Source organism: Alteromonas hispanica (assembly GCF_010500915.1).
In the GTDB taxonomy this organism is placed as follows: domain Bacteria; phylum Pseudomonadota; class Gammaproteobacteria; order Enterobacterales; family Alteromonadaceae; genus Alteromonas; species Alteromonas hispanica.
This window is the reverse complement of the sequence record NZ_JAAAWP010000003.1, coordinates 81,080-93,945: the sequence shown is the minus strand read 5'-3', so window position 1 is coordinate 93,945 and position 12,866 is coordinate 81,080. Positions and strand designations below refer to the sequence as shown.

11 protein-coding genes are annotated in these 12,866 nt (G+C 43.1%); 8 read left to right on the top strand and 3 right to left on the bottom strand.

The annotated features are described in order from the left end of the window. Nucleotides 1-236: 236 nt before the first annotated feature. Nucleotides 237-1,628 carry an alpha-amylase family glycosyl hydrolase gene (locus tag GTW09_RS05960; protein WP_163110849.1) on the top strand — a complete coding sequence of 464 codons (1,392 nt, stop codon included), beginning with the start codon at nucleotides 237-239 and terminating at the stop codon, nucleotides 1,626-1,628. A gap of 230 nt (nucleotides 1,629-1,858) precedes the next feature. Here the strand turns inward: GTW09_RS05960 and GTW09_RS05955 are convergent, their stop codons facing one another. Continuing rightward, entirely contained in the window at nucleotides 1,859-2,791 is a 933-nt protein-coding gene (locus GTW09_RS05955) for a TraB/GumN family protein (protein ID WP_163110847.1), read from the bottom strand. A gap of 276 nt (nucleotides 2,792-3,067) precedes the next feature. On the opposite strand from GTW09_RS05955, the gene GTW09_RS05950 reads away from it, so the two are divergent. Further along, entirely contained in the window at nucleotides 3,068-4,060 is a 993-nt protein-coding gene (locus tag GTW09_RS05950) for an alpha/beta hydrolase fold domain-containing protein (RefSeq protein WP_163110845.1), read from the top strand. Nucleotides 4,061-4,134: 74 nt separating this feature from the next. Here the strand turns inward: GTW09_RS05950 and GTW09_RS05945 are convergent, their stop codons facing one another. Further along, nucleotides 4,135-4,653 (bottom strand): hypothetical protein, encoded by a 519-nt coding sequence (locus tag GTW09_RS05945; RefSeq protein ID WP_163110843.1) that lies wholly within the window; start codon nucleotides 4,651-4,653, stop codon nucleotides 4,135-4,137. 307 nt (nucleotides 4,654-4,960) lie between these two features. Here GTW09_RS05945 and GTW09_RS05940 point away from each other — a divergent pair, with 307 nt between their 5' ends. The 6 genes from GTW09_RS05940 (at nucleotide 4,961) to trmB (ending at nucleotide 12,016) form a co-directional block, all read left to right on the top strand. Then, nucleotides 4,961-6,628, top strand: a complete 1,668-nt coding sequence (locus GTW09_RS05940) for a carbon starvation CstA family protein (protein ID WP_100973041.1) — start codon at nucleotides 4,961-4,963, stop codon at nucleotides 6,626-6,628. A 266-nt stretch (nucleotides 6,629-6,894) separates the two neighbouring features. Next, the gene (locus tag GTW09_RS05935; RefSeq protein WP_163110841.1) at nucleotides 6,895-8,133 is read left to right on the top strand and encodes an SO_0444 family Cu/Zn efflux transporter; all 1,239 of its coding nucleotides are present in this window, start codon (nucleotides 6,895-6,897) and stop codon (nucleotides 8,131-8,133) included. A 112-nt stretch (nucleotides 8,134-8,245) separates the two neighbouring features. After that, a complete protein-coding gene (locus tag GTW09_RS05930; RefSeq protein WP_163110839.1) occupies nucleotides 8,246-9,334 on the top strand; it encodes a CNNM domain-containing protein in 1,089 nt (362 codons plus the stop codon). Between the two features lie 261 nt (nucleotides 9,335-9,595). Beyond that, nucleotides 9,596-10,528, top strand: coding sequence for an ABC transporter ATP-binding protein (locus GTW09_RS05925; RefSeq protein ID WP_100973039.1), 933 nt, complete (start codon nucleotides 9,596-9,598; stop codon nucleotides 10,526-10,528). 4 nt (nucleotides 10,529-10,532) lie between these two features. After that, on the top strand, nucleotides 10,533-11,348 hold the full coding sequence (locus tag GTW09_RS05920; RefSeq protein WP_198033575.1) for an ABC transporter permease: 816 nt from the start codon (nucleotides 10,533-10,535) through the stop codon (nucleotides 11,346-11,348). Beyond that, on the top strand, nucleotides 11,348-12,016 hold the full coding sequence (gene trmB, locus GTW09_RS05915; RefSeq protein ID WP_163110837.1) for a tRNA (guanine(46)-N(7))-methyltransferase TrmB: 669 nt from the start codon (nucleotides 11,348-11,350) through the stop codon (nucleotides 12,014-12,016). Before GTW09_RS05920 ends, trmB begins: the two co-directional genes overlap by 1 nt. Before the next feature lie 47 nt (nucleotides 12,017-12,063). Here the strand turns inward: trmB and GTW09_RS05910 are convergent, their stop codons facing one another. After that, a complete protein-coding gene (locus GTW09_RS05910) occupies nucleotides 12,064-12,792 on the bottom strand; it encodes an EAL domain-containing protein (protein ID WP_163110835.1) in 729 nt (242 codons plus the stop codon). Nucleotides 12,793-12,866: the final 74 nt, after the last annotated feature.

Genomic DNA, 12,866 nt, shown 5'->3' with positions numbered 1-12,866 from the left:
GCGCTTTTTTTATGCCTGTTGGAAAGTACGTGAGTGTAAGCCCTCTGAAACTCGCCGTAAACCCATCCATGGGGGCTCCACAGTAGCGTCCGTGCTGCTGAGAGTTCTCTATAGCTATCGGGGAATCTGGCAAACACCCATAAAGTCATACATACGTATTCATGTTAACAGATTGTTGAAAAAAAATTATTTGCATCGCATAGTGCCGAAACTTAACCGATTAAGAGTTTCTACATATGAACAAACTTGCATTTTTATTTCTGGTGTTAATTTTAGTTGCGTGCACCAATATTAGTAACAAAACTACCTCAACAAATATTTCATCGAAATATGCTCCCCAAGAATACGTCAAACTGGAGCATCCCGAATGGAGTAAGAACGCCAGTTTTTACCAAATCAACACGCGACAGTTTACTCCAGAGGGAACGTTTGCAGCTGCAAAGGAACAATTACCACGATTAAAAGAACTCGGTGTGGATATTCTTTGGTTAATGCCAATCCACCCTATTGGTGAAGAAAATAGAAAGGGCTCGCTAGGTAGCCCTTACGCTGTCAAAGATTATTTTGGTGTTAACCCAGAATTTGGAACGTTAGAAGACTTAAAAAGCTTTGTAGATGCAGCTCATGAGCTCGATATGTATGTCATTTTAGACTGGGTAGCAAACCACAGTGCTTGGGATAACGAATTAAGATTCAAACATCCAAATTGGTATACAAAAAATGCGCAGGGCAATTTTCACCCGACCCCTTGGTGGGATTGGTCAGACATAATCGATTTTGATTATAGCGTCCCAGAAATGAGGGAATACATGACTAATGCAATGAAGTTTTGGGTTGAAGAAGTTAATGTCGACGGTTACCGATGCGATGTTGCGGGTTTCGTACCAATAGATTTTTGGGAGAATGTCAGAGCTGAGTTAGATGCCATTAAACCTGTTTTTATGCTGGCTGAATGGGAAATGCGGGATTTACATGCAAAAGCCTTTGATGCTACTTACGCATGGTCTTGGCAGGAGGCTGTTCACGATATCATGCAAGGACACGCTGATTTAAATAGCCTGTTTGTCTACTATTCATGGAATGAGGGAGCTTATCCGAAAAATAGCTACCGAATGACTTATGTTTCAAATCACGATGCTAATTCGTGGGAAGGAAGCGTATTTGAGCGCTATGGCAGCGAAGAGAAAGCGGCGGCAGCAATTGTGTTGTCTGTTGTCGGGGAGGGGATTCCATTAATCTATAATGGACTAGAAGCTGGTAATGATAAGCGTCTCAAGTTTTTTGAGAAAGACCCGATCGAATGGAAAGAACATGAGTTCAAACCGTTAATACAGAAGCTATTAGCGCTTCAGAAAAACAACACCGCATTATGGCATGGTAAATATGGCGCGACAATGGAGCGTGTATATAATACGAGTCCGACTGAAGTACTTAGCTTTATTCGCGAGAACAGCAAGGACAAGGTGTTCGTTGTAATTAATTTTTCGGACAAGGACAATGCAGTGAAATTTGAAGGCCCACAAACGTCAGGGGCCTATACAGAACTGTTTAACAAGCAAAAAGTGACGATTTCAGAGGCCACAATCCTTAATTTGAAACCTTGGGAATACCGGGTTTACGTGAAGTAAGAGTAAGAGAAGGTAGAAGTATCTTTAACGCATTTGCATCAAAACACTCATGCGATTGACAGAAATTTTGTTACTCGCATGAGTGCTAATTACGTTTTATTGAAAACGAGTATTTGTTAAAGAAGGCATCAATTGGCAAAGGTCCTATTTCACTTGCCACACCATATTAAAAATCTGTTTATCAAAAAGCATTCATAAACGGGATAGCGCTTTAAACCCTACCCGAGATATTATAACTGCTTGATAGAGTAGCCCTTTTGTTCGAGCAGTTTAAGTACGTTGTCTTCGCCAACGAGATGGCCTGCACCTACTAGTACAAACTCTTTGTCATCATCACCAAACATGGCTTCTATTTGAGGTATCCAGCTTATATTGCGCTTGGTAAATACATCGTCGTACGATTCTGGCGCTTCTTGTTTGAAGGTTTGAATAACCAGTTTGTTCAGGGCCTCTGTATCACCTGCACGCCACGCTTTTATCGTTTGTTTAAGTTCGCTTTTAAGATCGGGTAAAGTGGCCAGGGTTTCCGATATGAACTGTTCTTCTTCGCCTTCACCTAAACCTGCAAGCATGGAAATTTGAAAGTCTAACGACTCCAAATACTCTCTATCTTTGCTATCACGTTTTGCTAATTGAGTGAAATAAGCATCTACACCTTCGCCTGCCATTTGCGCTCGCTGGGCTTCCATTGTGACTAACATAGTAGTGACAAAACCCGGTTTGAAACTGGCTAATTGGTTTGCACTGCTGCCAAATGCAGAAAGGTATTGGTCTAGCGCAGTAAATGTTTCTTCACTCAAGGTGTCTTTTAGAGTTTGTCCGTTTTGATAAGATAAACCCATCATCATTTTTTGCTGCGCTGTAATATCGGTTGGTTCTGGTAGCTCCGCCTCTAAAACAATGGTGTCGCTTTGTTGGTAGATATCAGTAAACTGTCTGGGGAGAGGAAACTCGCTAACAGGAAGTATATGTATAGTTCCGCCAATATAAACGGTGTCGCCGTCTTTACTGACTTTCCAAATAGATGTTTCGCTTTCAGCTTTCATTGAGTTGTCGCCAGCTGTAGTAGCGGCTGCTGCTAATGCCGAGAACGAAAGGCTAAAGGTAGATAATAGCGTGAATCCTAGTCCAATGATGAGTTGGCGACGAGAACGTGTTTTCATTGCAATTTCCTTATTGGTCGCTACTGATATCAGAGGGTTACAAATACAAGGCGACGACGATTAATTGTTATTTCTGGCAATTGTGCGTAGTTATACCCCAACTCCCAAGTAATTAACACTGTACTAAGCTCCACAATATGCACCGTAAAATATATCGTTATACGTACCAAACTGTATGTCACAAATAAATTAGCGACAAAAAGTGCGACAAAAAGTGCGACAAAAAAGTGCGATAGAAGCAAAGTACATCCAATTGAACAAAGGTGTTAAGCGACAATGTCTAAAGAAACAAACTCTAAGCCATTTTCACAGCGTCGTTATGCTTCTATACCGAATGCTATAAGCAGTGAAATGCAATTGGTGGTGGAGCAGTTTCCATCCTTATCGTTAGACACTGTGAAATCTGATGTGCCGGCTAACATTGAGGCGTGGAGAGATCGCATACATGCGGTAAATTCGCGGCAAAAAAAGAAAGTAAAAGCCATGCGAAAGCAGTTCAATGTATCTGTTGAGTTATTGAGTATTGTCGGGGTAACAGTACGTAAAATCACACCTAAAACAATAAATGAGCGTTTTCAAAATAAGGTTTATATCGATTTCCACGGCGGTGCGTATGTGTTTTTCTCAGGTCTTGTGAGTATTGAAGAAGGCATTTTGATAGCGGATAGACTGGGTATTGTGGTGTATAGCGTAGATTATCGTATGCCGCCTTCATCACCTTTCCCTGCAGCACTGAATGATGCATGTGCAGTTTATGACGAATTACGTAACGAGTACGGAAGCAATCGCATATTTATTGGGGGAACGTCAGCGGGTGGCGGTTTAACTCTCGCGTTGTTGCAACAGTTAAAACAACAAGACAAACCCTTACCCGTAGGCGTCTATTTGGGAACGCCCTGGGCCGATTTGTCTAACACTAGCGACTCCCTGCTTATCAATGAAGAAGCAGATAGAGTGCTGGTTTCCTATGAGGGGAGTTTATCCGCCGCAGCGCAGTTATACGCAGGGTCACATTCACTCACCCATCCGAGCGTTTCTCCGCTGTATGGCAACTTTGATGGTCTACCACCAACCATATTAGTGTCAGGTACTCGGGATCTTTTTTTAAGCGATACGGTGAGGGTGAATAGAAAATTGCGTGAGCATGCTATTACTACCCAGTTAGAGGTTTTTGAAGGTATGTCTCACGCCATGTATCTTATAGGGCATAACACACCTGAGTCGCTTGCTGTGTATGCTGAGATAAAGCAGTTTTTCCTCAAGATATAAACAGTAGAAAGGGCGCAAAAGTGCCCTTCACCAACTGTAATTTATGCTGTTAGTCTGACGGCTAACTCCAATAGCTAAGATCCGAACATAACGGTTAACACAGCCACCGCAGCGCCTATCCCCGCAATCTTAAGACCATTTTTGTACATAGGTAACTTGGGCATAAACATAAGAAATGCAGAAATAACAAAAAACAGTAGGCCCACACCAAACGCAATGTTTAGGTAAAAGAGCGGACTGTTATTCGTCGCCTTATGAAGTTTTACCATTTTGGCTAATACAACAGGGTAATCCTTGCGGGTTAACGTAGCCGTTCCTGTTGTCTTATCATACTCACCCATATTGAGCGTAATGCTGTCGCTATCTTCACTTACAACTTTCAGCCCGCGAATTTTAATAGCCGAAGTAATACTGTTGGCTGAAAGGTTAGTATCGAGCTGCCTTATTTGCACTTGGTCATATTTAAGGAAATCTGTGGGACGAAATATTAATAAGACGCCGCTCAATGCATAAATTGCCATAATTCCAGATAAGAAAAAGCCAAGCCAGCGATGGTACTTGCGAAATGCCATATGTAATTTGGGTGATGCCATTGTACTTTCGATAATTGTGATACTTAAAGATGACCGCATTTATAAACGAGAATCGATATCATTTAAAGAAGAAAACTGTCAATAGCGTGTAAAGCGGGTTATTGAGTGATTTATCACCCAAGTTGTTTTGTAAATGTTAATTTTTTATTGGTATGACGTGTAGAAATAAACTTAACTATGGTTAGACTTTGGTCTAATATTGCGCCGCACTATGCAGAATAAATGTTGTAATTGTGCAGGTTAGTTTTTGCAGACAATTAGAATCAGGCTTTCGCAGCTTATTTAATAAAGACAGTGGAATAACTATATGCAGTCTATTGCTATCGTAATACTTGGAATTATCGGCATGCTTTTTGGCTGGTTTGTGTATTCAAAATTTATCGCAAACCGCATTTTTAAATTGGATGATAATTTTGTTACCCCAGCCCACACGGAGCAGGATGGCAAAGACTTCGTGCCGACTAATAAAGTCGTGCTTTGGGGGCATCACTTTACGTCAGTTGCTGGAGCAGCTCCCATTGTAGGGCCTGCTATCGCAGTCTATTGGGGTTGGGTGCCCGCTGTACTTTGGGTGGTATTTGGTACTATTTTATTCGCTGGTGTGCACGACATGGGCGCATTATGGGCGAGTGCCCGACATAAGGGCAAGTCAATGGGCGCATTGTCAGAAAGCGTTATTGGCAAACGCTCCCGAGCGCTCTTTATGATAGTCATTTTCCTTGTTCTGTTAATGGTAAATGCGGTATTCGGGGTAGTGATAGCCAATTCTTTTGTATCTCAACCTACCGCGGTGTTCCCCGCATGGATGGCTATTGCGGTGGCATTGATTATTGGCCAACTGCTAAAACGAAACTTCTCTCTAATTCCTTTGTGTTTGGTAGGCATTGTAGTGCTTTATGCGTCTGTCTATGCAGGCAGCTATATTCCAATTAGTCTTCCAGAGACAATGTTTGGTCTAGCCGATAAGGCCAATTGGATCATCATCTTATTTGTTTATGCTGCTATAGCTTCTTTGCTACCAGTTTGGATGTTGCTTCAGCCGCGAGATTTTATTAATGGTATGCAATTGTTAGTGGGCTTATTTTTGCTCTACGGCGCAGTGTTCTTCGCCATGCCAGATATCACAGCGCCGGCCTTCAACATGCAAACTGCGGTAGATACCCCCAGCATTATTCCACTTCTGTTTGTTACTATTGCCTGCGGCGCGGTATCAGGTTTCCATGGCATAGTGGCCTCAGGTACTAGCTCTAAACAACTCGACAAAGAAACTGATGCTCGTTTTGTTGGCTACTTAGGCGCAATCGGTGAAGGCTCCCTTGCACTTATTACTATTGTGGCGGTAAGCGGCGTGGCCTTTGCTGCGTCACCTGAAGAGTGGCATGAGGTTTACAGCCATCTGGGCGCTGGTAGCGTAGGTGCATTCATCACTGGGGGAGCTAATTTAATACAGCAAGGATGGGGGCTGCCTGTCGACTTCTCCTCAACCATTTTAGCTGTCATGGTGGTGTTATTTGCGGGCACAACTATGGATTCTGGCGTACGTCTTCAGCGCTATATTATCCAAGAATGGGGCGATATCTACTCAATCGATGCGCTTAAAAATGGTTTGGTTGCCACCTTGCTTGCCGTTGGCTGCTGCTTGCTTCTTGCTTTTGGTGCAGGTGGTGCATCCGGTAGTGGCGGTATGATCATTTGGCCGCTGTTTGGTTCTACTAATCAAATACTGGCTAGCCTTACTTTATTGGTGATTTCGGTCATGCTTATCAAACTCGGTAGGCCTGCAAAGTACACGCTCATTCCAATGGTATTTGTATTAGTTATGGCGTTCTTTGCCGGCCTAATAAAACTGAAAGAATACTATCTGGCTGAGAACTACCTATTGGTTTTCCTCGATGCTGTTGTGCTAATAGTATCGGTGCTAGTTATGCTTGAAGCGTTCTCTGTGGTTTCTAAATTAAACAAAGACAGAGCATAAGGTAATTGCAAAAGGCCTACAGGTGCTGCACATAACGCAGGCTTGTTACGGCCTTTTTGCTATCTACGTTTCTTAAAGTTTCTTACAAATGCTGCAGTTCGGCTACTTTATATGCTATTTGGCGTTGCACGTTTTCTGAATGCCTTGGTTTCTGGTAGTATTATCAAATAAGAATTGATTAGATGCGTGCATAAGATAAATGCTTAAAGCTATTAGCGACGAGCCATCTATGTCAATTCACAAGTAATCAGATACCCAGAGGAAGCATGTCAGACATTATTCTACTCGCCGAAAACTTTTTAGCATTATTTATGGAGTCAGCTCCATGGTTATTGCTAGGGTTAGTCGTAGCCGGCGTAATGCATGAGTTGGTTCCTGTGTCTTTTCTTGAACGTCACATGGGTAGTAATTCTTTAAGTTCAATTAGTAAGGCTGCCGTTATTGGCGCGCCATTACCATTGTGTTCCTGCGGTGTTATTCCCGCTGCACTAGGGTTAAGACGTAGCGGCGCTTCAAAGCCATCCACTATCTCTTTTTTAGTATCAACGCCAGAAACAGGTGTTGACAGTGTATCGGTATCTTACGCTCTGTTAGGACCACTGTTCGCCATCATTCGACCTATTGCTGCTGTAATGAGTGCTATCTATGCGGGTTTAATGGTTAAGCTATTTGATACAAACGATATAACAAAGGCGCCCGCGGCAAGCAGCACCTCTCATTCTCACACAGCTGCTGATGCCTGTTGTGACACTAAGCCATCTAGCGTTTCTACATCATGTTGCGGCAGTGAGTCTAAGCCAGTTAAAACTTCTTCTTGCTGCAGTAGTTCAGACGTTAGTTCGGATATTAGCTCCGATAGTATTTCTGAGGGGGCCAGTGGCGTCGATAATTCATCGTCTCAAAATTCAGGTTTTACAAATTCAAGAATAGTCCGTGTGGCAGGCTACGCCAGTGGCAAATTACTTGAAGATATAGTGGTGTGGTTATTGATTGGTTTAGCACTTGCCGCAGCAATTAAAACGTGGGTGCCCACCGACTTTTTAACACAGTGGGGTGACGGCTTCGTTGCCATGCTTGTTATGGCGTTTATCGGCATTCCAATGTATATCTGTGCTACAGCATCAACACCGCTGGCAGTAGGCTTTTTGGCTGCTGGGTTATCGCCTGGCGCTATTTTAGTGTTTTTAATGGCAGGGCCAGCAACCAATGTATCCACTATGGGTATGATAAAGCAAGAAATGGGTTTGCGTACTCTTTGCCTGTACCTGTTCAGTGTTGTTAGCGCCAGTGTAGGCTTTGGCTATCTCCTCAACTATCTTGTTTCAGCAATGTCTTTACAAAGCCTCATTCAAACGCAAAGTGCGCTGCATGAGCATGGAAATGGTGTTCAGGCTGCCTACGCAATCAGTGCAATTGTGCTCGCTGCGTTAATGATTCGTATTGGAATAAACAAAGTGCTGCAATATCGACATGCTCACACTACCCCATCATCATGCTGTCATTAGTTACAAATAATCTATTAGTGCGCTTGTAACGCGCACTGTGTTCCTCATAATATAAAGCTGCGAGATAAGAATAATAAATCGCAGTATTCTCTAATCCCTATGGAAACCATACATGTTTTTACTTGTTGTGTACGTGTTTATTGCACTTGGCTTTTCGTTTCTGTGTTCAATTGCAGAAGCGGTTATTTTAAGTGTCTCGTCGGCCTATATCTCAGTATTAGAGAAAGAGAAACGGCCAAGCGGAAAATTACTGCGCAAGCAAACTGATAATATCAATACGCCTCTATCGGCTATTCTTACGCTGAACACTATCGCTCACACTATGGGCGCAGCTGGTGCTGGTGCTCAAGCCGCATCTGTTTTTGGCGAAGCCTATCTAGGTATCATTTCTGCTGTGTTAACCCTGCTTATTCTTGTGTTCTCCGAAATCATTCCAAAAACTGTGGGTGCTACCTATTGGCGTGCCCTCGCTCCAGCAACGGCCTACTTTTTAAAATATCTGGCAATTGCGTTGATGCCGTTTGTGAAAATGTCGGAGTTGCTTACACGAGGCTTCAAAGAAGACAGCCCGTTAAGAGGATTAAGTCGCAGTGAACTGCATGCAATGGCCGAACTTTCAGGCCAGGAGGGGCAGCTTGCTAATCATGAAGCTTCATTTCTACAAAGCTTATTAAGCTTACACGAGCTTCGTGTTAAAGACGCTATCACTCATAGAACTGCACTTTTCTCGGTGTCTGAATCAATGACAGTAGAAGCTTTTTTTCATAAGCACTCTAATATCGAATTCTCGCGTATTCCTGTGTATGAAGATAACGATTCTGAAAACATTACCGGTTATGTAATGCGTTCAGATTTGTTAGTTGCGCAAGCTCGCGGTAATACAGATAAACCACTCTCAGAGTATGCCAAAAACCTTGTTACTATTTTGAATATTATGCCGCTCTCGGTGACGTTTGAGCATTTTATAGATAAACATGTTCACATGCTGTTGGTCGTTGACGAATATGGTGGTCTAGAGGGAGTCATAACGCTTGAAGATCTCTTAGAGCGACTGCTCGGCGTTGACATTGTTGATGAGAAAGACACCACAGTGAGTATGCGACGTTTGGCGAAAATGATGACGCGCCGAAAAGAAAATATGATGATTAAAAATGTGCCAGATGCCTCCCTTGAAAATCAAAAAAATAAGCACTCCCAGTGATATTGAGCCGCTTCAATAAGTGATGCCTGTATCAGCGAATAAACGCAAAAAACAAAGCTAAATCGCGCACAGGTTAAAGTTTTACCGTGGATTGCGGTACAATGGAGGTCAATGTCAAAATATGTAAATGACACAAAAACAGGTAAAAGAATCAAAACAAGTAAAAGTGCAGATTTATGCAAACAAGCAAAATGCACTAACCGCATGTAACTCAATCTCACCTTTGCAGATTAGCTGTAACACTCACAACATGGGTATTTCATGAAAGCGTTGGACATAAAAGGATTAACAAAAACCTATAAAGGTGGCGTAAAAGCACTTAAAGGGGTAGATCTCAGTGTACAAGAAGGCGACTTTTTTGCGCTACTAGGGCCTAATGGGGCGGGTAAATCCACCACCATTGGTATTATCAGCTCGCTAGTTAATCAAACAGAAGGCTCTGTGTCGGTATTTGGTTATGACCTTACCACTCAAAAAGAGCAAGCGAAGGCGTGCATAGGCCTGGTGCCACAAGAGTTCAACTTCAACCAATTTGAAACCGTGCTCCAAATTGTGCTCAACCAAGCAGGCTACTACGGTGTACCGCGGGGTATTGCAAAAGAGCGGGCTGAAAAATACCTTTCGCAGCTAGATTTGTGGGAAAAAAGAGACGCTCGCGCAAGAGAACTCTCTGGCGGTATGAAGCGCAGACTGATGATAGCAAGAGCGTTAATGCACGAACCCAAATTGCTGATTCTCGACGAACCAACCGCCGGTGTAGATATAGAAATTCGTCGCGCTATGTGGGTATTTTTAGAAGAGATAAACCGTCAGGGAATTACCATAATTCTCACCACGCACTATCTTGAAGAAGCTGAGATGCTGTGTCGCAACATTGCCATTATCAATAAAGGCACTATTGTTGAGAACACCAGCATGAAGTCACTGCTGTCTAAACTCAATGTTGAAACCTTTGTACTTGATGTGAAGCTGCAAGAGCAGAGCAACATGGACGCCCTTAATCTGCATAGCGTCGACTATCGCTGGATAGATAGTCATACCTTAGAGGTGGACGTAGAGAAAGCCGAAGGGCTCAACCCTGTGTTTGCTCAGTTAAGCGAGCAGGGTATTCAAGTCATGAGTATGCGTAATAAATCCAACCGTTTAGAGGAATTGTTTGTTCGTTTGGTAGAGTCAGCGAAGCAGGCGGAGTGAAGTAATGAGTGATGAAACTACACATATGAATGAAGAGAAAAAAATCAGCTGGGTAAAACAGAATTACGTAGCGTTAACTACCATTTGGATTAAAGAATGTACCCGCTTTTTAAGAATTTGGGTTCAAACACTCGTACCGCCAGCAATTACCATGAGCCTCTACTTTGTTATTTTCGGCAGCCTTATTGGAAATCGCATCGGCCAAATGGGCGGATTTAGCTACATGGAATTTATTGTTCCTGGGCTAATAATGATGTCGGTTATTACGAGTTCTTACTCAAACGTGTCGTCGTCCTTTTTTAGCGCTAAATTTCAGCGCAATATAGAAGAGCTTTTGGTTTCGCCGGTTCCTACCTCGGTAATCATACTTGGTTATGTTGGCGGCGGAGTGGCTCGCGCTATCCTCATTGGTATTATGGTAACCATGGTGTCGCTGTTCTTCGTTGACGTTCAAATTTACAGTTTGGGCATTATTGCTCTTACCGTATTACTTACCTCAACACTCTTTGCGACAGCTGGCCTTATCAACGCCGTGTTTGCGAAAACCTTTGATGATATAAGTGTGGTGCCCACTTTCGTGCTTACCCCGTTAACTTACTTGGGCGGTGTATTTTATTCCCTTTCTTTGTTGCCAGAGTTTTGGCAAATAGTGAGTAAGGCTAACCCAGTTGTATACATGGTGAATGGCTTCCGGTATGGCTTCTTGGGTGTTTCAGATGTGAATATTACGCTGGCGCTGGGTTTGCTGGTGGGCTTTAATGTGCTGTTATTTAGCATTGCTTATTACTTACTAAAAACGGGGAAAGGAATTCGCAGTTAATGTCAGACGGCAACTCTCGGTCTATCACGACAAATCAAGTAGGCATTCACGACAAGTTAGACGAGCTTGTTGTGAAATATCAGGCATCGACTAATAAGAGACCTATTGGAGAGCACACTAAGCACGCTTTTAGCGAGGTTTGTGAGTGGCTTGATGGTTACGCTGGGCCCATTATTCTTGACTCTTGCTGCGGAGTAGGTGAAAGCACAGCCAATATTGCAAAAGCTAACCCAGAGGCCCGAGTAATTGGTATTGATAAGTCAGCGCAGCGGGTGGAGAAGCACAGCCATTATTCCGTTGAGCAAGAAAACTACCGCGTAATACGTGCAGATGTTATCGATTTTTGGCGCTTAGTTCGAAGTTCTAATTGGCAGGTGGTAAAGCACTACTTACTGTATCCCAATCCATACCCCAAAAAAACGCAAATACAAAAGCGCTGGCACGGCAGTGCAGCCATGGTGGATTTCATGGCAATAACCACCAATATTGAAGTGCGCAGTAACTGGCTTATTTACTTGATGGAATTTGCTCAAGCGACTGCCCACTATGGCTGCCTTTCAGATCTCGCGGAAATAAAAAGCAGTCATGCAATGACACCTTTTGAGCGTAAATACACTGGCAGTGGACAAACTTGCTGGAAGCTTAATTGTCGAAGCGAAGAGAGTTAAGCTCCATTTTTCATTGTTCGCCATCTTAAGCGCGAAGGAGTAACTGCTCAATGCTGGTATGCATTGGCCACGTGTGCAACTGGCGGGCTAAATACATAACCTTGAGCATATTTAATGGGTAAACGCTTTACGTCGTTGAGCAGTTCCTCGTTTTCGATATGCTCAGCAATCACCGCAATGCCTTGGTGTTCACACAGCATAAGCAGGTGGTCGACGTATTCCCTTACTGCGTCTTGCTGTTGATAGTGCCTAATTAGCCCGCCAGCAATTTTAATCCCTCTCACAGGAAGGTTCATAAGCGCTTTAATATTGCCAGGGCAGGAGCCAACATTATCAATAAACACCCCTAGGCCGCTATGCATACCTTTATCAATAAAGGCTCTCAGTTGCTTCGGATTTTCCAAAGCAGTCGATGCGCTTACTTCGATACTTGCTCGTCTTGGGTTGGGATAATCTGCAAGTTCAGCAATAAGAGAGTGAATGAGGGATTCATTATGGAGATCTTGAGCAGAGATATTAATGTTCCACGGAATGTTGAGATCGTGAAAGTAACTCGCGCTTTGCAAGAACATGCTCGCCGCCAGTGTTTTAACGTGCTGCTCTCGCTCTATTAAATATAAAAATTCGCTGGGCAAGAATGTTTTGTCGTTGTGAGTAATTAATCGGGCCAAACACTCGTAACGCCACACGCCTTGACTGTTCAGGTCGACAATAGGCTGAAAATACGGAACGATGTCATCAATCGAAAAATCTTCTGATATTTCACGTATTGGCATAAACAAGTTACCCCGTTTTTACGTATTTATTCATAATTAAAATATAGCAGTAAATCTGACATGTGCCGTGCTTT